The organism is Chromobacterium vaccinii (assembly GCF_001855275.1).
GTDB lineage: Bacteria > Pseudomonadota > Gammaproteobacteria > Burkholderiales > Chromobacteriaceae > Chromobacterium > Chromobacterium vaccinii.
On the sequence record NZ_CP017707.1, the window covers coordinates 887,691 to 913,191 of the forward strand.

The following is a 25,501-nucleotide window of genomic DNA, read 5'->3' on the forward strand; positions in this document are numbered from 1 at the left end:
TCAAGACTCCTTCAGGCGGCGCGCCGCCAGCGCCTTGAACAGGCGCAGGATGGCGAAGGAGAAGATCAGCACCGCCAGCGCGGACAGCGCCGCCAGCAACAGCGGATGGGCCGACAGGAACAGCCAGACCCAGGTCCACAGCGGCAGGCTGCCGACGTAATACACCGGCCCCAATTGCTGGCTGTCGATGTTGTCGCCGCGAATCAGCACCGCGCTGCCAGCCATCTGCGCCACCTTGCCGTCGTCCGACAGCGCGCCGGTGGCGGCGCTCATCGCGTCCGGCTCGCTGCCGGTGACGATCACCACGCTGCGGCCGCTGGCCAGCGGCGACTCCAGGCCCAGTATCGCCCCTAATCTTCCCTTGGCGGAAAAGTCAGCCTGGCCGCTGACGCGGCCGCCGCCCGACAAGCCAAGCGCCGGCTCCTGGGACAAGGCGTTGCCCTTCCCTTCCGCCACTTTGCGCTCTCTCCCCTCCAGAGTGGTGGGCAGCTTGTCGCGCCAGACCTTGAGCAGCTCCAGATCTCGGGCGTTGCCGACCACCAGCAGATCCTTGTTTTTGACGCTGTCCAGCCTCCCCTCGTCCACCAGCCGGTAACGCAGCGCCGGGTAGCCGGTGGATTGCCCCATATTGCCCATCACATTGAGAAAAGCGCCGATGTCCTGCTGCGCCGGCCGCCTGGGCAGCACCACCGCGGTGTCCGACAAATCGGCCATGCGGGTGAACGGATAGCCTGACGCGGCGAACAAGCCCAGATTCGGCAGCGCCGCGTAATGCGGATAGGCGCTGAAATCGATGGTGGAGTCCGGATCGATCGCCGCGCGGTTGCCATCCGCCAGGTTGTTGGCGCACTCGCCCTGTTTTTCCGCCGCGAACACGTACTGGAACTGCATCTCGTTGCGGCTGCCGACGCGGAACGGCGGCAGCAGGATGCGGTCGATATTGCTGAGCAGGCCGTTATCCAGCACCGGCAGGCGCAGGCTGGTCTGGGTGCTGCCCAGTCCGCTGGCGTTGAGGTTCAGGCTTTGCACGAACAACTCATTGATGCCGATGTTCAAGCGGGATCCCGCGGATTGCTGCTGGCCGGTGTAACGGAACTTCAGATCCAGCGGAATGCCGCGGCTGCCCCAGGTGAACAGATCCCCCGGCACGCGGAAGGACACGCGTATCGGCGCCGGCTGCTGGCCCGTGGCCTGCAGATCGCGCGGATTGTCCACCAGCTCGCCCAGTTTGGTGGGCCGGTCCGGCCGCACCCAGCTTGGCGCGTCGTACGGTTGGCGCGGCGCGTCCAGCTTCATTCCGCGCACCGTCACCTGGGCGCCGCTCATCCCGGCCTGGCCCAGCACCAGCGCGTCGGTGGCCAGCTGCAGGTCCTTGTCGTCTCGCCCCAGGATCAACAGCAGCTTGCGTTCCGGCCGCTCCGGGTGCGGCATGATGCTGATGGTGGGCGCCGACACCGGCGGCAGCTTGGCCAGGAAATCCGGCCGCTGCGCGTTGGTTGCGTAAACGATGGCGTGCTGCGCCGCCGGCAAGCTGTTGAACGCGGCGGTATAGCGCACGCCGCGCCACCCAGCCTGGGCGCCGAACCACGACGCCAGCTCGCCCGCGGCCTGCAGCGCGGTTGTCGAGGGGCGCGCGGCGAAGGCGAACGGCAGCTTCAGCGGCGAAAAGTCGCGCCTGTCGAAGAAAGGCTCGGGAAAATAGCCAAGATCGTTGGCGAAGGGCAGCGCCTGCACTATCAGCTGCAATTCGCTGGCATTGCTGATTTCCGCCCACAGGCTGCTGTGGGTTTCGTCCTCGCAGCGATTGGTGTAATGGCCGATCAAGCGGAATTTCAGCTGGTTGAAATTGGCCAGCAGCCGCGGGTCCAGCGGCAGGGTCAGCTGCTGCGGCTTGCCGCCCTGCTCTTTCGGCAAGGCCAGCACCGACACCACCTCGTCGTTGAGCAGCACCTGCACATGCGATAGATCGGCCAGCATCGCCGGCGAAAAGGTGTAGCGCAGACGCAGCGTCAGGCCGGTGATCACTTCATCGCCGCGGCTGCCGAAGCCTACGCCCGCCAGGCTGTTGTCGCCGCGCATTTTCAGCGGGTAGCCGGCGCCCATCTGCTTGAAGCTGAGCGTGCGGGTGGAAACCAGCGCCGCCGATGCGGCCGGCTCGGACGCGGAGATTTTTCCCTCGGCTTTGAGCGGCGGCGTCTGCGCCGCCAGCAACAGCCCGGCCAGGAATATCGACAGAGGTTTTCTCGGTATGCGCATGGTCATTTGCTGTCCCGATAGATATGCGGCTGCCGCGGCAGCAAGCTGCCCAGCCAGCTCCAAAAGCCCATCCAGCGGCCGCTGCGGACGGTGAGCGGCAAAGCCGCCTGCAGCAGCAGTTGCCACAGGCTGCGGCCGCCCATGCGCCAGATGTCCCAGGCGCCGCCCAAGGGCGTGCCCTCGTGCTCGCGCTCGGCGGTTCGCTGCCAGGCGCCGGGGCGGCCGAAGGTGCATTGCACCAGCGCCATCTCGTCCTCCAGGCTCAGGCCGACGAAGCGCACGCTCAAACGGCCATCCTTGGAAAACACCAGCCGGCAAGGCAGCGCGCAACTGCGGCCGCCGCATCGCATCGACACTGTCAACTCGGCGTTCTGCTTCAGCTTCAAATGCAGGCCCTCCGGCAGAGCCAGCGCCATGCCGCCCTCGGAATAATCCAGGGTATGGCAGGGATAGACCTTGCCATCCGGCAGATGCAGCGACACCGGCAGCCGGCTTTGCACCCGGTGCGACACCCGCACCTGGCGCAATTCGCGCGCCACCGCCAGCGCCACGCCGAGCAGCAGCGTGTTGTAAGCCACCCAGCACAGGTTCACCACCACGGTGCCGACCTCGTCGGCGGGACCGGTCCAGGCCCGATAGACGCCGAACCCCACGCCCAGCAGATTCAGCGCCAACAACACCAGGTAAGGCTTGGTGATGCTCCAGTCGACATGGTCCTCTTCCACCACCCCGCCCTTGGCGGTGACGTTGAACTTGCCCAGGCCGGGAAACAACAGCGCCACGGTCGTGGGCAGCGTGATGTACCAGGCCAGCACCGTCTCGTAGACCTCGCCCCAGAACGAACGGCGGAATTCGCCGTGCATCCGCGAATTGGACATCACCGAAAACACCATGTGCGGCACCACATACAACACCAGCCCCAATGCCGGCGCGTAGATGGTATAGGCGTGAAACAACAGGAAAGCCAAGGGCGCGGTGAGGAACACCAGCCGCGGTATGCCGTACAGGAAGTGCATCATGGCGTTGAGGTAGCAAAAGCGCTGCCCCAGCGTCAGCCCCCTGCCAAGCAACGGATTGTCGCTGCGAAAAATCTGCGCCATGCCCCGCGCCCAGCGGATGCGCTGGCCGACATGGGCGGACAGGCTTTCCGTGGCCAGCCCCGCCGCCTGCACCATATTGATATAGGCCGAGCGATAGCCGCGCCGATGCATTTTCAACGAGGTGTGCGCGTCCTCGGTGACGGTTTCCACTGCGATGCCGCCCACCGACAACAGCGCTTCGCGCCGCAGCACCGCGCATGAGCCGCAGAAAAAGGACGCGTTCCACAAATCGTTGCCGTCCTGCACTCGGCCGTAGAACAACTCCCCCTCATTGGGCACCTCGCCGCGGGTGTCCAGATTGCGCTCGAACGGATCATCGGAGAAAAAATGGTGCGGCGTCTGCACCAGCGCCAGCTTGTCGTCCTTGAGAAAGCCGCCCATCGTGTTGTGCAAAAAAGAGCGAGTGGGAATATGGTCGCAATCGAAGATGGCGACGAAGCTGGCGTCGGTGACCCCCAGCGCGTGATTGATATTGCCGGCCTTGGCGTGCTTGTGTTCACGGCGGACGATGTAGCCGACGCCCGCCTGTTTGGCGAATTCGCGTATCTCGTCGCGCGTGCCGTCATCCAGGATGTGCACCCGCAGCTTGCCGGGCGGCCAGTCCATGCTCATCGCCGCGAACACGGTGGGCTTCAGCACCCGCAGCGGCTCGTTGTAAATGGGGATGAACACGTCCACGCTGGGCCAGAGCGCGGCATCGGCAGGCAGCGGCACCACCTCGCGCTCGAGCATCCAGGACGACTGGAAAAAGCCCAGCAACAGCACCAGCCAGGCATACAGCTCGGCGCTCAGCAAAATCAGCCCGGCGATCAGGTTGGGCCAGCTGTCGTCATTGATGGTGGACGTCGCGCGCCACCAGATGTAGCGGGTGGAAACCGCGATGGAAAACACCATCAGAATCAAGGTGGGCACCGGGCCGGGAATGCGCCGCACCCACAGGGCCAGCAGCAACAGCACCACGGTGAACACCGCTTGCGAATACTCGTCGAACGGCGTGGTCACCAGCAGCGCGCCCAGCAAGGCCGCCGCCAGATAGCAAGCCGCGCGGACGGCGGCGTTCCGCCACCAGGGATGCTCGGCGACGCCCTCTACCGAGACGCGCAACCGGGCGGGATCGAACGCCCGCGGAAAGCGCGCCTCCAGCCAGGAGCCGACGCGGCGCCGCCAGCCGGCGGCCGCGGCCAAAGCGCGACGGCAAAGCCCAAGCCAGTAAGGCCAGGATGCCGTCCGTCCCGCTCGCCGCGCGGGCGGCGGCTTGACCAGAGACAGCCAAGCCAGCTGCAACAAGATCCGCACCGGATCGCCCGGCCGGGACCGGGAGAAATCGACCTGGGGGAAAAACTGCCGCGCCCTGCCGCTCCAGGCGGCCCAGCCCCGGGAAGGCGTGACGATGAACAAGGACAGCAGCAGCAAGGCGAAGCGCGGCGCATCGGCCGGATGCAGCAAGCGCAGCCTCACGCCCCACTCATGCCAGCCCGCCGCCGACAGTTTCATGAAGCATGCCCCCCGGCATCCAAGCGCACCGACAGCCAGGCCGCCAATTGGCGCAAATCGTCGGCGGCCTGGCTTTCCGGCGCGTAATCGAACAGGGGCTGCTGGCTGGCGAAGGCTTCCCTCACCGCCTCGTCGCGATGAATGGGCAATGGCGCCAGCCGCGGGCCCAGCGCTTCGCGCAACATCGCCTCGGCATCGTTGTCCAGCCGCCGCAGCGGATTGAATTGATTGATGACGAACAAGACGCGCTCCGGCCGCAAGCCGCTGGCCTCCAGCTCCGCCTCCGTCATCTCCAGCAGCGCGCAGACGGCGGGCTCGGCCGACAGCGCCACCAGCGCGTGGCTGGCGGCGTTCAAGCCCTGCCGCCGTTCGGCCACGCCTATCGCCGGCAAATCCAGCACGGTGCGCTGCCCGGCCCGCTTCTCCAGCAGCGCCAACTCCTCGCGCAGCCAGTGGTCCTCGGGCCCGGCCTGGCCGCTATCCAGCCCCACCCGGCCATGCGGCACCAGCATCAGGTGATGATTGCCGACCTCCCAGGCGGCGCGCATCCAGTCGGCGCCCGCATCCAGCCGGCCGCGCCAGCCATCGCTTTCCTCCCGGGCCATGCCGAAATGCAGACGCAGCATGTTCTGCCGGCACAGGTCCATCGCCAGCACCGGCCTTTGCTGCCGCTGCCACAACAGGGACAGCGACGCGGCAACTGTCGTCGCGCCGCAGCCGCCCTTCACGCCGCATACCGCCAAAATCGCCATGCTTCGCCCCGCCCCCAACCGTACCGTCGGCTATTTCACGCGCCTCGACACCCTGGCCATGCTCCTGGTGATGACAACCCTGGCGGCGCGGAAAAATGAGAAAACGGAAATGTATCGATGAATACAGTATGGATGAGTTTTAGAGCTCGGCGGCTCATTGCTGCGGCGGAGCAAGCGCCCGCCATGAACAGGCGAATTGGGCGACAGCCACATGGACTGCTGGCCACGGACGGAAGAAATCGGGAATGGCCATCATCCATGCGCAGCGCGGACAAATGCCGCGCATGGACTCTCATGGATATCTTGCCAAGACAACCCTGGTGAGCGGGCAAGTCCAGCCTGGCGAGCGCCTGGCAGGCTTGCCCGCGCCGCTCAATGCGCGGACGCTTTCGAGAACAGATTGATCACCGCCACGCCGGCGATGATCAGCCCCATGCCCGCCACCGCGGCCAGGTCCAGCTTCTGGCCGTACAGCAGCCAGGCGATCAGCGATACCAGCACGATGCCTATGCCGGACCACAGCGCGTAGGCGACGCCCACCGGAATATGGCGCAGGGTTTGCGACAACAGATAGAACGCCAGCATATAGCCGCCTGCGGTCAGCACGGACGGCCACAGCCGGGTAAAGCCATCGGAGGCCTTCAAGGCGGAGGTGGCCACCACCTCGGACAGGATGGCCCCCATCAGGAACAGCCAGACTTTCATCAATCACTCCATAGCGGCCGACAGATTCCGGCGGGCGACGAGGCGCTCGCGCAGATGGTCGTACAGCCAGTTGAACGCATAGGTATAGGGCAGGAAAAAGACAAAGAAGCCCAGGTCCAGCAGGAAAGCCTGCCAGTAGCTGCTGTTCAGCCACCAGGCCGCCAGCGGCACCAGCAACACCACCAGTCCGCCCTCGAAGCCCAGCGCGTGCAGACAGCGCACGCCGGCGGTCCGGCGCCACTGGAAACGGCGCTCGACGCGCTCGAACAGCGCGTTGAACACCATATTCCACGACATGGCCGCCGTCGACATCATCAACGCCAAGGCTCCCATGTGCAGCATGTCTTTCTGCATGACCAGCGCCGCCAGCGGCACCAGCAAGGCCATCGCGCAAGCCTCGTACAGCACGGCGTGCAGCACCCGCTCGCCCAGTTTCTTGTTTGTCGTTTGCATTGACTGCTCCCTAATGCTGAAATTCAATGCTTGGCATTATGATTGGGTTTACGGATACTATAAAAATACCATTCATCGGTTAAACCGATATGACTCTTTCCATTGATGCCCTATCCGCCTTCGTCTACGCCGCCGATCTCGGCTCCTTCTCCGCCGCGGCCAGACGGCTCGGCAAAAGCCAATCCACCGTCAGCGAGGCCATCGCCAACCTGGAAATCGACCTGGGCAACCCCCTGTTCGACCGCGGCACCCGGACGCCCACGCTGACCCCGGCCGGCCGGCTGCTGCTGCCGCAAGCGCGCCAAGTCATGACCGCCAGCCAAGACATGCAGCGGCAGGCGGAGCAGTTGAGCGCCGGCGTGGAAAGCCGGCTCACCATCGTGCTGTCCGACACTTTCCAGTCCGAAACGCTGGAAAACGTCGCCTGCCGGCTGGAAGAGCGCTACCCCTTGCTGGAATTGGAGTGCCTGGCCGGGGAACAGGAAGACGTGCTCGACCTGATCTTGTCCGGCCGCGCCCAGCTTGGCCTGGTCGGCGCGCTGGACGGTTACCCGCCGGATATCCGCCATCAACGCCAGCGCGAGGCCAGCGAGCTGGCGCTGTACGCCGCATACCGGCATCCGCTGGTTGAGATGGACCGCGTCGACGAACAGCAACTGGCCCTGCACCGCCAGTTGCGGCTCAACACCTACAACGACAAAAGCCCCGCGCGCACCGGCCAACGGCAATGGTACGCGCCCAGCTATCTGATGCTGCTGGACATGGCGCGCCTGGGCGTGGGCTGGGCCGAGCTGCCGTGCTGGCTGGTGAGAAGCTTTGGCGGAGGCGAGCTGAAACAGCTGGATGTGGCCGGCTGGCCCAAACGGATGCCGGTGGACCTGGTATGGGCTGCCCACCGCCCGCTTGGCGCGGCGGCGGGATGGCTGCTGCGGCAATTGGCCGGCGGAGAGAAATGGTCCAAGACGGACTAGAGGATCACGGCGCGTTGGCCTCCATCGTCTCGTGTTCCTCCCGGCATTGCGCCTTGTTGGCATAAATCACCCATTCGTCGTTCTTGCCATGGCGACAGGTCAACAACGGCTGCACATGGCCAAAGCCGCTGCCGCCATTCTCGCAGGTTTGAAAGCGCCGCAAATCCGCCTTGCCTATCTTGCGGCAAGGGGTAGCGCCATACCAGTCGAATCCATAAGCGCCATCAGGCAAGACAGGCGTCTCCGCCGCCTGCGCCATGCATGACCCCATCAAGGCGACGCCGGCCATCATCATCCATCTCGTCACTTTCTTCCCCTTTTGTCTTATCCCGCTCTTGGCGGGCCATCAATGAAATGACTCGCCACTATCTCATGGCCACCGTCGGCAATGCCTGTCCGAAAGAGTGGCGCAGACCAGCTCTCTTCCACATTCCGCCTATTCTAGCAAGCGCCAATCCGCCAAATAACGCGACTCTTCCCGCAAGGAGAAAACAGATGAGCTCATCCGTCGTGACGGTGAAAAACCATTCCAGCCGCGCCATATACATCGACAGCGATCCAAACTGGGACGATCAGGAACTATTGCTGGACGACAAGCCGCTGCGGCGCGGCTTTGCGCTGCAACCGGACCGCGCGGCCCGGATCAGCGTGGACTGGAGCGGCCCCGGCAACGCCTACATGATGGGCGTGATCTTCGCCGACGGCCCGGACTACGATTACGGCGGCGACGGTTTCTACCAGCTGACCATAGGCCAGGACGAAGACAGCGGCCTGCTGGACGTGACCGATGGCGGCGGCGAAGCCAAGATAGCCTACTCCATCAGCCAGCAGACGCCATGGAGCATGACCATGGACTTCGCCGACAGCTGACGCAAAAAAGCCGGCCCCTCGGGCCGGCTTGTCCTGCATCGCCTCTTCCGCGCTACGCCGGCGCCAGCGCCGGGCTCCAGCCCTGCGGAATCGCACCCAGCAGCTTCTTGGTGTAGCCGTCCCGCGGCTCGCGGTAGATCACGTCCGCGTCCGCCTGCTCCACCACCCGCCCCTTGTTCATCACCAACACCTGGTCGGAGATGTGCTTCACTACCGCCAGATCGTGCGAGATGAACAGGTAGGACAGCTTGAACTCGTCCTGCAGGTCCTGCAGCAGGTTCAGCACCTGCGCCTGCACCGACACGTCCAGCGCCGACACCGATTCGTCGCAGATCAGCACTTCCGGCTTCAAGGTCAGGCAGCGCGCGATCGCGATCCGCTGCCGCTGGCCGCCCGAGAACTCATGCGGGTACTTGGCCAGGGCCCCGGCCGCCAACCCCACCTTGTCCAGCAGCTCCTGCGCCAGCTTGCGGCGCTGGCCGGCATCCTGGCCGATGCCGTGCAGCAGCATCGGCTCGGTCAGGATCTGCTCCACCGTGAAGCGCGGGTTCAGCGACGCGTACGGGTTCTGGAAGATGATCTGGATCCGCTTCTTGTAAGTGTGGAATTCCTTGGCGCTCATGCCGATCAGGTCCTGGCCGTGGAACAGCGCCTTGCCCGCGGTCGCCTGGTGCAGCCGCACCAGCGTCAGGCCGACGGTGGTCTTGCCCGAGCCCGACTCGCCGACGATGCCCAAGGTCTTGCCGCGCGCCAGCTTGAACGACACGTCCTGCACCGCGTGGAACTGCCGCTTGCCGAACAGCCCTTCGCGGATGTCGAAGCTCTTGCACAGACCCTGCACGTCCAGCACGATCTCGTCGTCCGCCGCGTAGCCACGCTTGCGCTCGGCCGGCTCCACGTAGCCGCCCGGCTGCAGGAAGTCGTCGATCACCGCCAGCCGCTCGGGACGGCGATCCAGATGCGGCCGGCACGACAGCAGCGCCTTGGTGTACGCGTCCTGCGGGTTCTCGAAGATCTGCCGCACCGTGCCCTGTTCGCGGATCACGCCGTGGCGCATCACGATCACTTCGTCGGCGAACTCGCCCACCACCCCCAGGTCGTGGGTGATGAACAGCACCGACATGCCGTGCTTCTTCTGCAGGTCGGCGATCAGTTGCAGGATCTGCTTCTGAATCGTGACGTCGAGCGCGGTGGTCGGCTCGTCGGCGATCAGCAGCTTGGGCTCGCAGGCGATGGCGATGGCGATCATCACCCGCTGCTGCTGGCCGCCGGACAATTCGTGCGGGTAGCTCTTCACCCGCTTCTCCGGCTCCGGCAGCCCCACTTCGCGCAGCAGCTCCACCGCCCGCTTCCACGCCGCCGAGCGCGACAGCTTCGCGTGCAGCGTCAGCGTCTCGACGATCTGCTCGCCGACGGTGAACACCGGGTTCAAGGAGCTCATCGGCTCCTGGAAGATCATCGCCACGTCCTTGCCGCGCAGCCGGCGCAGCTCGGCCGCGCTCAGCTTCAGCAGGTCGCGCCCGTCGAAACGCAGCTCCGACGCCGGATCGATCTCGCTCGATTGCGGCGGCAGCAGCTGCATGATGGCCATCGACGTCACCGATTTGCCGGAACCCGATTCCCCCACCAGCGCCACCGTGCGGTGCGCCGGAATGTCGAAGCTCACGCCCTTCAGCGCCTCAAAGCGGCCGCCGTCCTCCTGGCGGAAACTCACCCGCAGGTTGCGGACCGACAGCAAAGTCTTGTTGTTGCTCATGGTGTGATCCTCACTTTACCTTCGGGTCCAGCGCGTCGCGCAGGGAATCGGTCAGCATGCTGAAGGCGGTCACCAGCAGCGACATGAACACCACCACCATCGCCAGCTGCCACCAGTAGCCCTGCATCAGTTCTTCCGGCACCTCGGACAGCATCGAGCCCCAGCTCACCTGGCGCGCATCGACGCCGAAGCCGAGAAAGGACAGGATCACCTCGTACTTGATCAGGCCCACCATCAGCAAGGAAAACTGCACCAGCAGCAAATGGGAGACATTGGGCAGGATGTGGACGAACATCCGCCGCGCGCTGCTGGCGCCGATGGCGTCCGCCGCCTGCACGAACTCGCGCGAGCGCAACTTGATGAACTCGGCTCGCACCAGGCGGAAAGTGCCCGGCCAGCTGGTCAGCGACAGCACCAGGATCACCGTGCCCAGGCCGCGGCCGGCCACCGCGGCGAAAGCCAGCAGCAACAACATGTCAGGCATCGCGGTGAACACGTTGTAGAACCACATCAGGAAATCGTCGATCTTGCGGCCGAGGAAACCGGCGCAAGCGCCCAGCGACGCGCCGATCACCACCGACAGCAAGGCGCCGAAAAAGCCGACGAACAGCGAAGTGGATGTGCCCTTGACCACCTTGTCCAGGATGTCGCGGCCGCGGATATCCGCGCCGAACGTCAGCGACTCCGCCTTCTTCACCTCAGGCACCACGTACTTGTCGCGGTTTTTCATCGCCGACTGGGTTTCCGCCCAGATCGGGTCTTCCTCAGGGCGCAGGCCCGTGCCCGTGACCGTCTCGGCTTTTTTCGCGCCCGATGCCTGGGCAGCGTTGTGCGCCTGTTGATACAGGAAGGTGGGCGGCGCATAGGACACCGCCACTTCTGCGTTCCAGCCGCGGCCGATCAGGCCAACCCAGCTGCACAAGGCCAGCAGCATGAAGCCGCTCACAATCCACAAGCACGCGAAACCGATGCGGTCGCGCTTCAAGCGTTGCCAGCCCAACGCCCACAGGCTGCGGGACGGGGCGGCCGGCGCGGCGCCGGCGGTATTCTGCAATGTCGTCATCGTCTCTTCCCCTTACTTCAGCTGGACGCGCGGATCGATCCACTTGTACAGGACATCCGCCAGCAGGTTGAACACCATGGCCGCGGCGGCGATGGTGATGGTGATCGCCTTGATCACCGGGAAGTCGCTCTTGTCGACGGCGTTCAGCAGCTCATTGCCCATGCCGGGAATGCCGAAGAAGCGCTCCAGCAGCATCGAGCCCAGCATCAGGAAAGGCAAGGACATGGTGATGTTGGTGACGACTGGGATCAGCGCGTTGCGCAGCACGTGCTTGAACAGCACCCGCGACTCGGGCAAGCCCTTGGCGCGCGCGGTGCGCACGTAGTCGTGGTTCAACTCCTCCACCACGAAGCTGCGGTAGAAGCGCACGCTGGGCGCCAATGCCACCAGGATGCCCAGTATCAGCGGCAGCGGCAGGTAGACCAGCAGATTGGTGGCCAGGCTGTTGTCGTCCCAACCCATCACCGGGAACCAATCCATCGCGAAGGCAAGCTGGTATTGGCCGACGATGATGTAGACCAGCGAACTCACCGACATCGCCACCGTGCAGATCATGGTGACCAGGCGGTCGGTCAGCGTGCCGCGGAAATAGGCGACGGCGACGGCGATGGGCAGCGCGGTCAGCAGCTCCAGCACCAGCAGGCTGCCCGCCAGCGTCAGCGACGGGCCGACGCGGTTGGCCAGCGTGCCGGAAACCGACTGCTGCGTGGCCCAGGAATTGCCGAAGTCGTAAGTGAACACCTGCTTGACGAACAACAGGAACTGCTCCGGCAGGCTCTTGTCCAGGCCCAGCTGCACGCGGATATTGGCCAGCATCTCCGGCGTCAGGCGCTTGCCTTCCAGAATGAAGGTGGGGTCGCCGCCCACCCAGTTGAACAGCACGAACACCAGCAGCATGACGCCCAGCATGGTGGGGATCATCTGCCAGAGCCGGCGAATGATGAATGCGAACATGTTTTTTCCTTGCTCCGTCCGGCCATCCGGCGGAGTCGAACGAGATGGACTCAGCGCCGGTTGACGTCGACGTAGCGCCAGAAGCCGCCGACCGTGTAAATCGGGTGGGGCTTGTAGCCGAGCACGTAACCTTGCGACAACGAATTGGTGAAGCGGGTAACCCCCAAGACATAAGGCTGGTATGCCGCCACCACCCGGTTCATCTGCTCGAACTTGGCTTCGCGTTCCGGTCCGTTGGGCAGCAAGCGCGAGGCTTCGAAAAGCTGGTCAAACTTGGGCCGGCTGAAGGCGGACAGATTGCTGCCGCTGGCGATGCTGTCGGTCCATAGCTCCACCATGGTATCGTCGCCGTCCGGCATCGAGGCCGACCCGCCCAGACTCCACATCTGCAGCTTGTGGCCATAAGCGCTCTTCAGGTTCTCGTTCCACTTGGCCACCTTGAAATTCACCCGGATCTTGAGACTGTCGAATGTCTTCTGCCAGATCTGGTTGAACTGCTTGTCCAAAGCCGAGGCCTGGGTCGCCTGGGTGATCTGCAGCGGCTTGCCATTGGGCAGCGTGCGGTAGCCGTCCGGCCCTATCTTGTAGCCGAACTGGTCAAGCAGAGCGTTGCCCAGCGCCGGGTCGTACTTGACTTCGCCCCGGAAGCCCGGGCTGGACCCTGCCATCCCGGTCGACACAGCGCCCTGCATCGGCACCGCCTGATTGCCGTAGAGCAGAGGAACCACTTCCTGCTTCAGCGGATAAGCCAGCGCGATCGCGCGGCGCAGCGCGATCTTGTCCTTGCCGTATCCGCCGACGACCGGGTCCAGCATGTTGAAATAGGCGTAGGTCACGTCCAGATTCAGCACATGGGACAGCTTGATGCCCCGCTTCGCCAGCACTGGGTTCAACGTGGTCTGAAAAGGATCGTTGTCCATCACGTGCAACGCCGTCTTCATCGCGGCCTTGGGCACCGCGACCACATCCAGCTGCTTGTTCAGGAAAGACAGCCAGCGCGGCTGATCCTCCTCGATCACGCGGATCTCCACCCGGCCGACCACGGGCAGGGTCTTACCGGCCATTTCCCTGGCGATCTCCTGATCACGCGGGTCGCCGCCCGGCTCGCCATCGAACACCATCTTGCGGTAGCCCGGATTCGCCAACAGCACGATCTTGCTGCCCTGCTTCCATTCGCTCAGCATGAAGGGACCTGTGCCGACCGGGTGGGACATCGTGTCCTTGCTGTAGGCCTCGATAGCCTCGCGCGCCACCGCGCCGAATTGCTTGGCCGCCAGCGTGTACAGGAAGATGAAGTTGGTCTTGGTCAGCGTCAGCCGCAAGGTGTAGCGATCCAACACCTGGATGCCGGGAATCGGCGACGCGTAATCGAACTTGCCGGTCTTGCTCGCCCGCTTGCCGGCTTCCGCCAGGCCCAGCACCCAGTCGGTCATCATATTGGAGACCGGCGAATTGACGACGGGATCCGCGAAGCGTTTGAAGGAATAAGCGTAGTCCTCGGCGGTCAGCTCCCGCTTCTTGCCCTTGAACACCGGGTCATCGGCGAAATAGATGCCGGGCTGGATTCGTATCGTGTACACGCGGCCGTCGGCCGAAACCTCCGGCATCGCCGCCGCGGTGTTGGGCTTCATTTTCAACGGCCGGGCCAGATAATCGTATTTCAGCAGCGGCTCGAAAATGTTTTCGATCACGCCGATCGAATACACATCATTGACCTTGCCGGGGTCGAAGCCGGTTTCCGGCACCGGAAACGATATCCTGAGCACTTTGTTGGGGTCGGCTGCATGAGCGGACAGCGCGAGCGAGCCGCCCAGCATCAGCATGGGCAGCCATTTCAGGTGCGTCATCTTGAATTGTTCTCCTTCGTAGCGCGGGGCCTTCCCGGCCCGCTTTATTCTTTGCGCCCGCCATCGCCAACTGCCGCAGCCATGACAAGCGCGAATGAATGTAAAGCCAATTCGCTACGCGGATCAACAAAAAAATATCAAGATGGCATCAGGAAAATTCAATTAAGGACTTGGATGCCTCATGTCGCGCCGCGGCAAGCGCCGTCGTACCAGCGCTGGGGCAGGAAACGCCGCAGGAACCAGAACAGTTTGGTGGGAAAGGTCACCCGGTAGCGGGCGCGTGGCCGGCGGCTGGTCGCGGCGCGCCACACGGCCTCGGCCACCGCGCTGGCCGGCAGCGTGAACGGCGCGGCGTGGCCTTCCTTTTTCAGCCTTTCCAGCTGCTGCTGATAATTGTCGCGATGCACGCTGCCGTCGATGTCGACATTCTTCAAAAAACGCGCCAGCGCGTTGGGGCGGAAGCGGCTTTCGATCGGCCCCGGCTCTACCAGCGAGACATGGATGTCCGTGCCGTGCAGTTCATGGCGCAAAGTGTCGCACAGACCCTCCATCGCGAATTTGCTGGCGTTGTAGGCGCCGCGCCAGCGCATCGCGGCGAAGCCGAGAATAGAGCTGTTGTAGACGATGCGGCCATGGCCCTGCGCGCGCATCACCGCCATTACCGCGTTGGTCAGTTCCCACGGGCCGAACAGATTGGTCTCGAACTGCTCGCGCATCGCCTGCCGTGAAATGTCTTCCACCGCGCCGGGCTGGCCAAAGCCCGCATTGTTGAACAAGGCGTCGAGCGTGCCGCCGGTACGCGCCAGTACCTCGTCCAGCGCCGTGCGGATCGAACCCGCGTCGTCCACGTCCAGCCGCAGGCTTTCGAAGCCTTCCGCGCGCAGACGCTCCACATCTTCCTGTTTGCGGCAGCTGGCGAACACTCGCCAGCCTTTCTCACGAAACCACTTGGCTGTGTGATAGCCGATGCCGCTGGAGCAGCCGGTGATCAGGATGGTGCGGGCGGATTCGGACATGTCAGGCCTCGGGAAAGAAAGGGAGCCGCCACCCTACACCATTCGCCGCCGCGCCGAAACCGCCCCATCTGACGCACATCGGGCTGGAGCACTGTCGTTTTTCATCGGAATTGGACTAGAATGTCGGCCTGACACGCACGAGGAACTCCGCCATGGCAAAAGCCGCAAAAGCGCCGGCCAGCTTCGAAACCGCGCTGGGCCAGCTGGAGGACATCATCCAGGCGATGGACAGCGGCGACATGCCGCTGGAAACAGCCCTTGCTTCCTACAAGCAAGGCACCGAATTGATCAAGTTCTGCCAGGGCAAGCTCGCCGACGCGGAACAGCAGCTGAAAATCCTGGAAAACAACGAACTGAAGGCGCTGGATCTGCCCAATGGCCAATGAAACCTTCATCGGCTGGATGACCTCCATCCAGCAATACATGGAGCAGGCGCTGGAAAAGTTGCTGCCGGCCGCCAGTTGCGCGCCGCAACGCCTGCATGAGGCGATGCGCTACGCGACGCTGGAAGGCGGCAAGCGCGTGCGCCCGCTGCTGGTGTTCGCCGCCGGCGAACTGGTCGGCGCGGAGCGCGACAATCTGGCCCGCGTCGGCGCGGCGCTGGAAATGGTCCACGCCTATTCGCTGGTGCATGACGACATGCCCTGCATGGACAACGACGTGCTGCGCCGCGGCAAGCCCACCTGTCACATCGCTTATGACGACGCCACCGCGCTGCTGGTCGGCGACGCGCTGCAAACCCGCGCCTTCGAGCTGATCTCCCAGCCCATGCCCGGCATCGCCCCGGCCAGCCAACTGGAAATGGTCCGCACGCTGGCCCACGCCGCCGGCCATGCCGGCATGGCCGGCGGCCAGGCGATAGACCTGGCCAGCGTCGGCCTGCCGCTGACGCTGCCTGAACTGGAATTCATGCACATGCTGAAAACCGGCGCGCTGATCCGCGCGTCGGTGCTGGCGGGATCGATGGCGGGCCGCGAGCTGTCCGGCGCGGAGAAAGAAGCGCTGGACGCCTTCGCCAAGCGCATCGGCCTGGCCTTCCAGGTGGTGGACGACATTCTGGACTGCGAGGCGGACACCGCCACGCTGGGCAAGACCGCCGGCAAGGACGCCGCCAACGACAAACCCACCTATGTCAGCCTGCTGGGCCTCGCCGAGGCCAAGCGGATGGCGAAGGATTTGCACGACCAGGCTTTCGCCGCTCTGCAGGGTTTCGGCCCGCAGGCTGATCGCCTGAAACAACTGGCCGACTACATCGTCGCCCGCTCGTTTTGAACCGCTCGTGGAGAAACCATCAGGACGGACCACCGCCCGGCGAGCCACCTCACTGCAGAATCACAACAATGTATCCGCTGCTTGAAAACATAAACAGCCCCGCCGACCTGCGGCAGCTGCCCCGGACCCAGCTGCCGCAGCTGGCGGGCGAATTGCGCGAATTCCTGGTGGAGTCGGTCAGCAAGACCGGCGGCCACTTCGCGTCCAACCTGGGCAGCATCGAGCTGACCATCGCCCTGCACTACGTGTTCGACACCCCGAACGACCGCCTGGTGTGGGACGTCGGCCACCAGACCTATCCGCACAAGATCCTGACCGGCCGCCGCGAGCGCATGCATACCATGCGCCAGCATGACGGCCTGGCCGGCTTCCCCAAGCGCGAGGAATCCGAGTACGACACCTTCGGCGTCGGCCACTCGTCCACCTCCATCGGCGCGGCGCTGGGCATGGCGGTGGCGGCCAAAACCTTGGGCATCGAGCGCAAGAGCGTGGCCATCATCGGCGACGGCGCGATGACCGCCGGCCAGGCCTTCGAGGCGCTGAACAACGCCGGCGCGATGGACACCGACCTGCTGGTGGTCCTGAACGACAACGACATGTCGATCTCGCCCAACGTCGGCGCGCTGAACAACTACCTGGCAAAGCTGATGTCCGGCCGCTTCTACGCCGCGATGCGCGAAGGCTCCAGCAAGGTGCTGGGCATCGCCCCGCCGCTGAAGGAGATCGCCAGCAAGGTGGAGGAGCACGTCAAGGGCTTCTTCACGCCGGGCACGCTGTTCGAGGAGTTCGGCTTCAACTACATCGGCCCGATCGACGGCCACGATGTGGATGTGCTGGTGGACACGCTGAAGAACATCCGCAGCCTCAAGGGCCCGCAGTTCCTGCACATCGTCACCAAGAAGGGCCAGGGCTACAAGCTGGCCGAGAACGACCCGGTCAAATACCACGGCGTCACCAAGTTCGATCCGGCCAACGGCCTCGCCGGCGGCAAGAGCGGCGGCGGCAAGCCGCAATACACCCAGGTGTTCGGCGACTGGCTGTGCGACATGGCCAAGCTGGACAAACGCCTGGTCGGCATCACGCCGGCGATGCGCGAAGGCTCCGGCATGGTGCGTTTCGAGAAGGAACACCCGGACCGCTACTACGATGTGGCGATCGCCGAACAGCATGCGGTCACCTTCGCCGGCGGCATGGCCTGCGACGGCCTGAAGCCGGTGGTGGCGATCTACTCCACCTTCCTGCAACGCGGCTATGACCAGCTGATCCACGACGTGGCGCTGCAGAACCTGCCGGTGATGTTCGCGCTGGACCGCGCCGGCCTGGTCGGCGCCGACGGCCCGACCCACGCCGGCGCCTTCGATCTCAGCTACCTGCGCTGCATCCCCAATATGACGGTAATGGCGCCGTCCGACGAAAACGAATGCCGCCAGCTACTGTACACCGCCTTCCAGCTCGACACCCCGACCGCCGTCCGCTACCCGCGCGGCACCGGCCCCGGCGCGGAGATCCAGCAGCAGATGGAGGCGCTGCCGATCGGCAAGGGCGTTGTCCGCCGCCAAGGCGAGAAGATCGCCATCCTGGCCTTCGGCAGCATGGTGCATCCCGCCCTCGCCGCCGCGGAGCAGCTGGACGCCACCGTCGCCGACATGCGTTTCGTCAAGCCGCTGGACGCCGAACTGATCCGCAAACTGGCGCAAACCCACGAGCTGATCGTCACCGTCGAGGAAAACGTGGTGATGGGCGGCGCCGGCTCGGCCTGCGTCGAAACGCTGCAGGCGATGCGCCTCGCGGCGCCCGTGCTGCAGCTGGGCCTGCCGGACGATTACGTCGAGCACGGCGATCCGGCGCTGCTGCTGTCGCTGTGCGGCCTGGACGCAGCCGGCATCGAAAAGAGCATCCGCGAGCGCCTGGCCGGCTGATGGCCTCGCTGCCGCTGCCCAGCCTGGAGACCCGGCTGCAACTGCACGCGGAAACAGCGCTGTCGCTGGTTTGCGCCGCGCTGTTCACATTGTTGTGGCGCGGCGCGGATCTGCATGCCCTGCTGCCGCGCCAGGGCGAGCAATGGCTGGCGTGGGCGGTGTTTTTCTGGCCGCTGTGGCGCACCGGCCGCCACATCCTGCGGCGGCCGCGCCAACGCCAGCTGGGCGACCTGATCGGCCTCTACATCGGCCTGGTGCTGCAGTTCGCCGTGGTGTACTACCTGTTCGCGCTGCTCTTGAGCGGCGGCAGCGCCTTCCACGGCATGACGCCGCTGTACGACCGCCAGGGCGGCCCGCTGCCCGGTTTCTACGGCAAGGCCGCCCTGCTGTTTCTGGACTGCTTCCACCTGTCCATCGCCACCGCGGCCACCGTGGGCTATGGCGACATGTACCCCACCTACTGGCCGGTGCGCTTGCTGGCCGACCTGCAGATCATCTTCACCAGCGCGCTGGTGATCATAGGCTTCGGCCGCCACTTCTCCGGCCAGGGGCCGCGGAGCGCCGGCGATCAAGCCTCTTCGCGCTGACGGATGTAAACCAGGCTGAGCAGAATGAAGCCGACGAAGGCGTAGGCCTTCATCTGGCCATTCCACTTGCTGGCCCACATCGCGAAATACTCGCCGCCCACCACCGCGAAGCCGAAATACCAGACCAGCACGGCGACCAGCGCGCCCAGCGTGAACAGGCTTTTGCCCCAAGCCAGGCCGTCGCGGCCCGCCGCCGCGCGCAGCATGCCGATACCGCCCGCCGCGCATAGCAGTCCGCAGATCATTTCGCCGGCGATGATGGCGAAGTAGGCCAGCTGCTGCCCGAACGGATCGCGCACCGCCCGGCCCTCCAGCGCCGCGCCATTGAACCACGGCTCCAGCGCGTCCATCGCCAGCACGCGGCGGACGAACTGCCAGTTGGAGTCGTAATCGATGATGTTTCCGCTCGCCACCAGCAGGCCGAACGCGCCGATCGACAAGGCCAGCGCGGCCTTGCACAGGTACTGGATGCGCAGATGGATGCTCAATTGTTCTTTTTTCACGGATTCCTCCAGCATTTTGACAAACCCGCAGCATGCCATGATTGGCCGGCGGCCGATATAAAAAACGGCCTGGCAAAGCCAGACCGCTTTTTCATTGCGAGAAAAGCCGATCAACGCGCAGGAATCGCCTTCAGCACCGCCTGCAGCAGCTGCCAGGCCTTGCCCACCGACTCCACTTCCACGCGCTCGCCCGGAGCGTGCGCGCCGCGGATGTTCGGGCCGAACGACACCATGTCCAGATTCGGGTACTTGGAGCCCAGGATGCCGCACTCCAGGCCGGCGTGGATCACCTGCACTTCGGCCTCGCCGCCGAATTCCTTGCGGTAAACGTCCTTGAACAGCGCCAACAGCTTGGAGCCCGGATTCGGCGCCCAGCCCGGATAGCCGCCCTCCATCTCCACCTTGAACGCGGCAAGCCCAAACAGGCTTTCCACTTCGCGCGCCAGCATCCAGGTGCCGGAGTCCAGCAGGGAGCGCACCATCAGGTTGGCGAACACTTTGCCGTCGACCACGTGCACCACGCCCAGGTTGTTCGAGGTTTCCACCACGCCCTCGACGCGCTGGCTCATGCGTTTGACGCCGTGCGGCGCGGCATGCAGCGCAGACAGGATGGCGTTCTGGTCGGCGCGGGCCAGCACGCCGGCGGCGGAAGCGGCCTCGGACAGCACCGCCACGCCTTCGTCGACGCCAGCCAGCTCGAAGCGCATCAACGCCTGGAACGCGTCCAGCTTGGCCGCCACCTTGGCGGCGTCGGCGGCCGGATAGGAGACGACGGCGAAAGCCTCGCGCGACAGCGCGTTGCGGGCGGTGCCGCCCTGCAAGGAGACCAGGCGCAACTGCGTTTCAGTCTCCAGCTCGCGGACCAAGCGGATCAGGATCTTGTTGGCGTTGCCGCGGCCCAGATGGATGTCGGCGCCGGAGTGGCCGCCCTTCAATCCCTTGATGGTCAGGCTGGCCACTTGGTAGCCGGCCGGAACCGGCTCGACCGCGTATTCGCGGGTGACGTTGACGTCGACGCCGCCGGCGCAGCCCATGTAGAACTCGCCCCACTCTTCGGTATCGATATTGATCAGGTATTGGCCATTCAGCAGGCCGGTTTCCAGACCCAGCGCGCCGCCCATGCCGGCCTCTTCGTCCAGCGTCAGCAGCACTTCCACCGGGCCGTGGGCGACGTCGTCGCCGGACAGCACCGCCATGCCCAGCGCCACGCCGATGCCGTTGTCGGCGCCCAGCGTGGTGTTTTCGGCGATCAGCCAGCCGTCCTTCAGCACCGGGCGGATCGGGTCCTTGAAAAAGTCGTGCTCGGTGCCGCTATTGGCCTGGCAAACCATGTCCAGGTGGCTCTGCAGCACCACGCCGGCCCGGTCCTCATAGCCCGGCGTGGCCGGCTTGCGGATGATCAGATTGCCCACCTGGTCGACCACGGTTTCCAGGCCGCGCAGCTCCGCCCAACCTTTCATGTAGTCGCGCACCTGCTCCTCATGCTTGGACGGGCGCGGAATGTCGCACAGGGTTTGGAAATGTTCCCAGACGGCGGTCGGTTCGAGCTTGGCGATATCAGTCACAACGCATTCCTTGATTCGGTGTCGCGGCGCGGCTCACGTTTGGCCGCGCCGCCGGATACAACATCCGCCATCCGGCGAAGGCTGGAAATATAGATGCCACATCGACATGCCGCGCCCGGCGCTCAGCGTTTTGCCGGCCATGTCTGGTGGTTCGCGATGGGATCATTCTACACCATGCGCGATGAAGAGAAAGCATGCCATCCGCGCATGCCCTCTTGCGGTTTTTCTTGGCGAAACATAGCGGACATTGAGCATGTTGCATGACCGTGCCGCCATGCCAAACGCATCAATCATGTAAAAACCGCATACGTTACGCCCGCGCGAGCAGCCGGAACAAGGCAAGTCAGCCTCGCCCCGGCAACCGCTCTTACAAGCTGAAACGCAATGACTTGACTAGCGCGCCAGGCAACAGCTTGCTCTGGGTCGCGCGGCCGCCATAGCTGCCGGCGTCCACCAGCAGCTCGCGCTCCGCGGTCAAGGCTTCCAGCTGCTCGCCCAGCAGGCTGTACAGGCTGTCGTCGAAGCGCATCACGCCCAAGGGGGCGGCTATTTTTCCATTCTCCACCCAGAAGCAGGCGAAGCGCGTCATGCCGGTGATGCGGCAGGCGGCGCGGTCGGAGAAATTCAAGTACCACAGATTGGACAGATAGACGCCGGTGCCCAACGCCTTCAAGGCTTCGTCGCGCGGCAGCTCGCCCGGGGCCAGCTGCATGGACTCCGCGTACTCGTCGGCTCCGGCATTCGGCTCCAGGCCGAACTCCCGCGCGCTGCGCGGGCCGATCAGGCTGTTTTGGTGCGCGCCGCCGGCAATCAGCTCCACCCGCTCCGGCCGGATGAGCCCCTCCGCCTGAAACAGCGGCGACAGCCCTTCCCCGGCCGCCTCAGCCAGGCTGACCCGCGGCGACAGCTTCGCCTCGCCGTCGACCAGCTTCAGCAAAGGGCTGCGCTTGGCCCGCGCCTCTTTTTCCGACAAGCCGCCCCAGTTCAGCATGGACAGCAGGCCGCCCAAAGCGGTGGGGGTGAAATAGGCGCGGTACTCGCCCGGCTCCAGCGTTTTGGCCGGCAGCTTCAGCAAGGCCAGTTGCTCGGCGGCCTCGGCGATGCCGCTCCGGATCGCGCCGGCATCCCAGACGCTGCCGGCCTGGCTGCGCTTCACCGCCTTGTCGCCATGCGAATACAGGCTCCAGTCGAAGTTCCAGCTCTCGCCCTGCTGCCAGTTGAACTGGCCCAGATGGTTGGCGAAGCCGAAGCTCATCTCGCCGCTGGCCAGGATGCCCACCAGATCCAGCCCTTCCGCTGCGGCGAGAATGTCGGCCACCATTGCTTCCGCCGGCGGCAACGCGCCGGGAACGATCCTTTCGGTGCAGCTGGGCTGCTCGCTCAACAGCAGGAAGGGATCGTCCTCCACCTGCTCCAGCGCCTCGCGCAGCGCCGGCAGCGAGGCCTCCAGCAAGGCCAGGTCGTCATCGCCACCGCACAGCGACAGCTGTTGCGTGGCCTGGCGCTTGCCGCGGATCAGCCTCAGATCCAGGTAGGCCTGCTCCACCCCGCCGGCCTGGCGCACCTTGCCATGGTTGAAACGGACGAAATCGGTGCGCTCCGCCTCCAGCCACAACGTGAATCCCTCTTCCTCGCGCAGCAGCCCGCTCAGTGCCGCCGCCAGTCTTTGCAAATGCGCGCGCATCATGCCGCTCCTCCGAATACGTCCACCTCGCCGAACACGCAGGCCGGCGAGGCATGCCCCACCCGCACCACCTGATTGGGTTCGCCCTTGCCGCAATACGGCGTGCCCATCACCGTGAAGGTGCTCGCATCGCCCACCGCCTTCAGCGAGCGCCAGAAGCTGGCGGAAACGCCGCGGTAGTTGGGATTGCGCACCACGCCCTTCAGCTCGCCGTTTTCGATCAACCGCCCCCATTCGCAGCCGAACTGGAATTTGTTGCGCGAGTCGTCGATGGACCAGCTGACGTTGGTCTGCATCAACACGCCGCGCTCGATGCCGGCCACCAGTTGCGCAAATGTTTTGTCGCCGGGCTCGACATTGAGATTGGCCATGCGGTCTATCGGCGCGCGGTTCCAGTTGCAAGCGCGGCTGTTGGCCACGCAGTCCAGCGCAAAGCCGTTCAATCTGGCGCGGGCGGACGAGATGTCGCCGCCTTGCGGGCGCTCCAGGACGCCGTTACGGATCAGCCACGCCTTCTCCGCCGGCTTGCCGTCGTCGTCCCAGCCGTAGCTGGCCAGCTCATTGCGTTGCAGCGGGTCGAAAGTGACGTTGAGCAGCTCGGAGCCGTAGCGATAGCTGCCGAACATGTCCGGCGTGACGAAGCTGGTGCCGGCGTAGTTGCGCTCGTCGCCCAGGATGCGGTCCAGCTCCAGCGGGTGGCCTATGCTTTCGTGGATCTGCAGCATCATCTGCTCGGGCATCAGCAGCAAATCCATCTTGCCGCTCGGACAGTTGGGCGCGGCCAGCAGCTGCAGGGCTTCGTCGGCGACGCGGCGGCCCGCGCCGCGCAAGCCGGCCTCGGCGATCAGCTCCAGCCCGCCCTGGCGGCCCAGGCCGCCGTACTGACCGCCTAGGCTGCGGGTTTGCACCCGCCCCTTGTCGAATGCCGTCACCGCCAGCGAAGGCGTCAACGCGCGCATGCGCTGCTCGGCTTCGCCGCCTCCGGACGTCAGATACAGCTGGCGGATATCCTGCCGCCACAAGCTGGCCGACCAATCCACCACCCGGTCGTCGCAGCCTTTGGCCGCCGCCGACTCGCTGAGCAGCAGATCCAGCAGCGCGGCGCGCGGCCACTCCGTCTCGCCGTCGCATCCCGGCCCCTGGTAACGGCCCTGCGGGCTGGGCAGCTGGATCTGCCGATAATCGAACACGCCCCGCTCCGCCGTGGCGCGCGCCCAGTTCCGGGCGCGCTCGAAAGCCGCGCGCAGCCCGGCTTCGCTCAAATCGGCGGTGGCCGCATAGCCGTAGCCGCCGCCATCGAGCACCGTGATCATCGCGCCGCGGTCGTGTCGGCGCACGAGCGGCTGCTGCCGCCCCTGGCGCACGCTCAGGCGCTCGTTGTCTTCCTCCACGTAGCGCAGCGAACAGAAGTCCGCCTGCGGCTGCAACGCCAGAAAACGCTGTCGGATGGTTTCAAGCATGGTCAAGTCTCCGGAAGAGGCCGCAATGTCAACAGCATCGATACTAAGCAGCCAGGCCGCATCCTGTCCATGCCGCGCGCGAAAGTCGCAACGCGCAAGATGCTGCGCCCGGCCGTCCGGCTTGCATGCCGCTCTTACAAACCCAGCTCGCCAAGACCGGGATGATCGTCCGGCCGCCGGCCCAGCGTCCAGAAGAACTTGCGTTCCGCCTCCCGGATCGGCATGTCGTTGATGCTGGCGTGCCTGTCGGTCATCAGGCCGTCGGCGCCGAATTCCCAGTTCTCGTTGCCGTAGCTGCGATACCACTGGCCTGCGTCGTCACGCCACTCATAAGCGAAGCGCACGGCGATGCGATTGCCGTCAAACGCCCAAAGTTCCTTGATCAGCCGGTAATCCAGCTCTCGCTTCCACTTGCGCTCCAGCATCGCCTGCGCCTCGGCCCGGCCGCGCGGGAAATCGACGCGGTTGCGCCAACGGGTGTCCAGGCTGTAGGCCAGCGCCACGCGCGCCGGATCGCGGCTGTTCCAGCCGTCTTCGGCCAAGCGGATTTTTTCGATCGCGGTTTCACGGGTGAACGGCGGCAGCGGAGGACGGGTTTCCATATCGGTTTCCTTTTCAAATTAAGTAGACAGACCTGTCTACATGAAAACCAGTCTAGACCAAAGTAGACAAGCCTGTCTACAATCACTTCATGAGATCAATTCCGCCCACCGACATCGCCGCGCTGCCCGCCCGCGACCGCATCCTCGCCACCGCCCGCCGGCTGTTCTACCAGGAAGGCCTGCGCGCCACCGGCATAGACCGGCTCATCGCCGAGTCCGGCGTCACCAAGGTCACCTTCTACCGCCACTTCCCCAGCAAGAACGACCTGATCCTGGCCTATCTGGCGCAACGCCACAGTCTCTGGATGGGTTGGTTTCGCGCCGCGCTAGCGCGCCGAGACGGCCCCGCCGCGCTGGCGGACGCCATGCGCGAGTGGTTCGCCTCGGACGACTTCCGCGGCTGCGCCTTCATCAACGGCGCCGGAGAAATGCCGGTCGAGCCGGCGGTGATGGACGCCGCGCGGCGGCACAAGGCAGAGATGCGGCAGGCGATCGCCGAGCGGCTGCCGGAAGGCCCAGGCAAGGCCGAGATGGCTGAAATGCTGTCCCTGGCCGTAGACGGCGCCATCGTGCGCGCGCAGCTGGACGGCCAGCCGGATGCCGCGCTGGCGGCGCTGGAACTCTTGATCGGAAAACTGGTGTGGTGACGCGCCAACGCCGGCCGTGATAGTT

The 25,501-nt window shown here is 65.0% G+C and carries 23 protein-coding genes; 7 read left to right on the forward strand and 16 right to left on the reverse strand.

Annotated features, from left to right (window positions below):
* From bcsB to BKX93_RS03950, 5 genes are all read right to left on the reverse strand, one after another.
* Positions 1-2,256 carry a cellulose biosynthesis cyclic di-GMP-binding regulatory protein BcsB gene (gene bcsB / locus BKX93_RS03930; RefSeq protein WP_186009486.1) on the reverse strand — a complete coding sequence of 752 codons (2,256 nt, stop codon included), beginning with the start codon at positions 2,254-2,256 and terminating at the stop codon, positions 1-3.
* 2 nt (positions 2,257-2,258) lie between these two features.
* On the reverse strand, positions 2,259-4,850 hold the full coding sequence (bcsA, locus tag BKX93_RS03935; RefSeq protein ID WP_145929256.1) for a UDP-forming cellulose synthase catalytic subunit: 2,592 nt from the start codon (positions 4,848-4,850) through the stop codon (positions 2,259-2,261).
* Entirely contained in the window at positions 4,847-5,602 is a 756-nt protein-coding gene (bcsQ, locus tag BKX93_RS03940; RefSeq protein WP_070978816.1) for a cellulose biosynthesis protein BcsQ, read from the reverse strand. Before bcsQ ends, bcsA begins: the two co-directional genes overlap by 4 nt.
* Positions 5,603-5,974: 372 nt before the next feature.
* Entirely contained in the window at positions 5,975-6,307 is a 333-nt protein-coding gene (locus BKX93_RS03945; protein ID WP_021474862.1) for an SMR family transporter, read from the reverse strand.
* A gap of 3 nt (positions 6,308-6,310) precedes the next feature.
* Entirely contained in the window at positions 6,311-6,760 is a 450-nt protein-coding gene (locus tag BKX93_RS03950) for a multidrug/biocide efflux PACE transporter (RefSeq protein ID WP_046157682.1), read from the reverse strand.
* An 89-nt stretch (positions 6,761-6,849) separates the two neighbouring features.
* Between BKX93_RS03950 and BKX93_RS03955 the strand changes: the two genes are divergently transcribed.
* The gene (locus BKX93_RS03955) at positions 6,850-7,731 is read left to right on the forward strand and encodes a LysR family transcriptional regulator (RefSeq protein ID WP_046157683.1); all 882 of its coding nucleotides are present in this window, start codon (positions 6,850-6,852) and stop codon (positions 7,729-7,731) included.
* 4 nt (positions 7,732-7,735) lie between these two features.
* On the opposite strand, the gene BKX93_RS03960 is transcribed toward BKX93_RS03955, so the two are convergent.
* Positions 7,736-8,020 (reverse strand): hypothetical protein, encoded by a 285-nt coding sequence (locus BKX93_RS03960; RefSeq protein WP_145929257.1) that lies wholly within the window; start codon positions 8,018-8,020, stop codon positions 7,736-7,738.
* 206 nt (positions 8,021-8,226) lie between these two features.
* Here BKX93_RS03960 and BKX93_RS03965 point away from each other — a divergent pair, with 206 nt between their 5' ends.
* Positions 8,227-8,601: a hypothetical protein gene (locus BKX93_RS03965; RefSeq protein ID WP_046157685.1), complete on the forward strand. Its 375-nt coding sequence runs from the start codon at positions 8,227-8,229 to the stop codon at positions 8,599-8,601.
* Positions 8,602-8,653: 52 nt separating this feature from the next.
* Here BKX93_RS03965 and BKX93_RS03970 read toward each other — a convergent pair whose 3' ends face one another.
* The 5 genes from BKX93_RS03970 to BKX93_RS03990 form a co-directional block, all read right to left on the reverse strand.
* Positions 8,654-10,357, reverse strand: coding sequence for an ABC transporter ATP-binding protein (locus BKX93_RS03970; protein WP_070978820.1), 1,704 nt, complete (start codon positions 10,355-10,357; stop codon positions 8,654-8,656).
* A gap of 10 nt (positions 10,358-10,367) precedes the next feature.
* Positions 10,368-11,420: an ABC transporter permease gene (locus BKX93_RS03975; protein WP_046159047.1), complete on the reverse strand. Its 1,053-nt coding sequence runs from the start codon at positions 11,418-11,420 to the stop codon at positions 10,368-10,370.
* A 12-nt stretch (positions 11,421-11,432) separates the two neighbouring features.
* Positions 11,433-12,374 carry an ABC transporter permease gene (locus BKX93_RS03980; protein ID WP_046159048.1) on the reverse strand — a complete coding sequence of 314 codons (942 nt, stop codon included), beginning with the start codon at positions 12,372-12,374 and terminating at the stop codon, positions 11,433-11,435.
* 50 nt (positions 12,375-12,424) lie between these two features.
* Positions 12,425-14,221 carry an ABC transporter substrate-binding protein gene (locus BKX93_RS03985; protein ID WP_046166578.1) on the reverse strand — a complete coding sequence of 599 codons (1,797 nt, stop codon included), beginning with the start codon at positions 14,219-14,221 and terminating at the stop codon, positions 12,425-12,427.
* Positions 14,222-14,400: 179 nt separating this feature from the next.
* The gene (locus tag BKX93_RS03990; protein ID WP_070978822.1) at positions 14,401-15,237 is read right to left on the reverse strand and encodes an SDR family NAD(P)-dependent oxidoreductase; all 837 of its coding nucleotides are present in this window, start codon (positions 15,235-15,237) and stop codon (positions 14,401-14,403) included.
* A gap of 152 nt (positions 15,238-15,389) precedes the next feature.
* Between BKX93_RS03990 and BKX93_RS03995 the strand changes: the two genes are divergently transcribed.
* The 4 genes from BKX93_RS03995 (at position 15,390) to BKX93_RS04010 (ending at position 19,015) form a co-directional block, all read left to right on the forward strand.
* Positions 15,390-15,623 carry an exodeoxyribonuclease VII small subunit gene (locus BKX93_RS03995; RefSeq protein ID WP_021476069.1) on the forward strand — a complete coding sequence of 78 codons (234 nt, stop codon included), beginning with the start codon at positions 15,390-15,392 and terminating at the stop codon, positions 15,621-15,623.
* The gene (locus BKX93_RS04000) at positions 15,613-16,509 is read left to right on the forward strand and encodes a polyprenyl synthetase family protein (RefSeq protein ID WP_070978823.1); all 897 of its coding nucleotides are present in this window, start codon (positions 15,613-15,615) and stop codon (positions 16,507-16,509) included. Before BKX93_RS03995 ends, BKX93_RS04000 begins: the two co-directional genes overlap by 11 nt.
* A gap of 68 nt (positions 16,510-16,577) precedes the next feature.
* Positions 16,578-18,428, forward strand: a complete 1,851-nt coding sequence (gene dxs, locus BKX93_RS04005) for a 1-deoxy-D-xylulose-5-phosphate synthase (RefSeq protein ID WP_046166582.1) — start codon at positions 16,578-16,580, stop codon at positions 18,426-18,428.
* The gene (locus BKX93_RS04010; RefSeq protein WP_046159053.1) at positions 18,428-19,015 is read left to right on the forward strand and encodes an ion channel; all 588 of its coding nucleotides are present in this window, start codon (positions 18,428-18,430) and stop codon (positions 19,013-19,015) included. Before dxs ends, BKX93_RS04010 begins: the two co-directional genes overlap by 1 nt.
* Here BKX93_RS04010 and BKX93_RS04015 read toward each other — a convergent pair.
* From BKX93_RS04015 to BKX93_RS04035, 5 genes are all read right to left on the reverse strand, one after another.
* Positions 18,997-19,518 (reverse strand): DUF2165 family protein, encoded by a 522-nt coding sequence (locus tag BKX93_RS04015; protein WP_231177733.1) that lies wholly within the window; start codon positions 19,516-19,518, stop codon positions 18,997-18,999. The genes BKX93_RS04010 and BKX93_RS04015 overlap by 19 nt on opposite strands.
* A gap of 110 nt (positions 19,519-19,628) precedes the next feature.
* The gene (locus BKX93_RS04020) at positions 19,629-21,083 is read right to left on the reverse strand and encodes an aminoacyl-histidine dipeptidase (protein ID WP_070978825.1); all 1,455 of its coding nucleotides are present in this window, start codon (positions 21,081-21,083) and stop codon (positions 19,629-19,631) included.
* 367 nt (positions 21,084-21,450) lie between these two features.
* On the reverse strand, positions 21,451-22,770 hold the full coding sequence (locus BKX93_RS04025; RefSeq protein WP_145929258.1) for a TldD/PmbA family protein: 1,320 nt from the start codon (positions 22,768-22,770) through the stop codon (positions 21,451-21,453).
* A complete protein-coding gene (locus BKX93_RS04030) occupies positions 22,767-24,227 on the reverse strand; it encodes a TldD/PmbA family protein (protein ID WP_070978828.1) in 1,461 nt (486 codons plus the stop codon). The genes BKX93_RS04025 and BKX93_RS04030 overlap by 4 nt, the downstream gene beginning before the upstream one ends.
* A gap of 134 nt (positions 24,228-24,361) precedes the next feature.
* Positions 24,362-24,829, reverse strand: a complete 468-nt coding sequence (locus BKX93_RS04035) for a nuclear transport factor 2 family protein (protein WP_046156949.1) — start codon at positions 24,827-24,829, stop codon at positions 24,362-24,364.
* 89 nt (positions 24,830-24,918) lie between these two features.
* On the opposite strand from BKX93_RS04035, the gene BKX93_RS04040 reads away from it, so the two are divergent.
* Complete coding sequence (locus BKX93_RS04040) at positions 24,919-25,476, forward strand: TetR/AcrR family transcriptional regulator (RefSeq protein WP_070978829.1); 558 nt, start codon at positions 24,919-24,921, stop codon at positions 25,474-25,476.
* Positions 25,477-25,501: the final 25 nt, after the last annotated feature.

Coding starts and splice junctions, on each gene's coding strand:
- bcsB (WP_186009486.1), bottom strand. CDS start 2,256: ATGCGCATACCGAGAAAACCTCTGTCGATATTCCTGGCCGGGCTGTTG.
- bcsA (WP_145929256.1), bottom strand. CDS start 4,850: ATGAAACTGTCGGCGGCGGGCTGGCATGAGTGGGGCGTGAGGCTGCGC.
- bcsQ (WP_070978816.1), bottom strand. CDS start 5,602: ATGGCGATTTTGGCGGTATGCGGCGTGAAGGGCGGCTGCGGCGCGACG.
- BKX93_RS03945 (WP_021474862.1), bottom strand. CDS start 6,307: ATGAAAGTCTGGCTGTTCCTGATGGGGGCCATCCTGTCCGAGGTGGTG.
- BKX93_RS03950 (WP_046157682.1), bottom strand. CDS start 6,760: ATGCAAACGACAAACAAGAAACTGGGCGAGCGGGTGCTGCACGCCGTG.
- BKX93_RS03955 (WP_046157683.1), top strand. CDS start 6,850: ATGACTCTTTCCATTGATGCCCTATCCGCCTTCGTCTACGCCGCCGAT.
- BKX93_RS03960 (WP_145929257.1), bottom strand. CDS start 8,020: ATGGCCGGCGTCGCCTTGATGGGGTCATGCATGGCGCAGGCGGCGGAG.
- BKX93_RS03965 (WP_046157685.1), top strand. CDS start 8,227: ATGAGCTCATCCGTCGTGACGGTGAAAAACCATTCCAGCCGCGCCATA.
- BKX93_RS03970 (WP_070978820.1), bottom strand. CDS start 10,357: ATGAGCAACAACAAGACTTTGCTGTCGGTCCGCAACCTGCGGGTGAGT.
- BKX93_RS03975 (WP_046159047.1), bottom strand. CDS start 11,420: ATGACGACATTGCAGAATACCGCCGGCGCCGCGCCGGCCGCCCCGTCC.
- BKX93_RS03980 (WP_046159048.1), bottom strand. CDS start 12,374: ATGTTCGCATTCATCATTCGCCGGCTCTGGCAGATGATCCCCACCATG.
- BKX93_RS03985 (WP_046166578.1), bottom strand. CDS start 14,221: ATGACGCACCTGAAATGGCTGCCCATGCTGATGCTGGGCGGCTCGCTC.
- BKX93_RS03990 (WP_070978822.1), bottom strand. CDS start 15,237: ATGTCCGAATCCGCCCGCACCATCCTGATCACCGGCTGCTCCAGCGGC.
- BKX93_RS03995 (WP_021476069.1), top strand. CDS start 15,390: ATGGCAAAAGCCGCAAAAGCGCCGGCCAGCTTCGAAACCGCGCTGGGC.
- BKX93_RS04000 (WP_070978823.1), top strand. CDS start 15,613: ATGGCCAATGAAACCTTCATCGGCTGGATGACCTCCATCCAGCAATAC.
- dxs (WP_046166582.1), top strand. CDS start 16,578: ATGTATCCGCTGCTTGAAAACATAAACAGCCCCGCCGACCTGCGGCAG.
- BKX93_RS04010 (WP_046159053.1), top strand. CDS start 18,428: ATGGCCTCGCTGCCGCTGCCCAGCCTGGAGACCCGGCTGCAACTGCAC.
- BKX93_RS04025 (WP_145929258.1), bottom strand. CDS start 22,770: ATGATGCGCGCGCATTTGCAAAGACTGGCGGCGGCACTGAGCGGGCTG.
- BKX93_RS04030 (WP_070978828.1), bottom strand. CDS start 24,227: ATGCTTGAAACCATCCGACAGCGTTTTCTGGCGTTGCAGCCGCAGGCG.
- BKX93_RS04035 (WP_046156949.1), bottom strand. CDS start 24,829: ATGGAAACCCGTCCTCCGCTGCCGCCGTTCACCCGTGAAACCGCGATC.
- BKX93_RS04040 (WP_070978829.1), top strand. CDS start 24,919: ATGAGATCAATTCCGCCCACCGACATCGCCGCGCTGCCCGCCCGCGAC.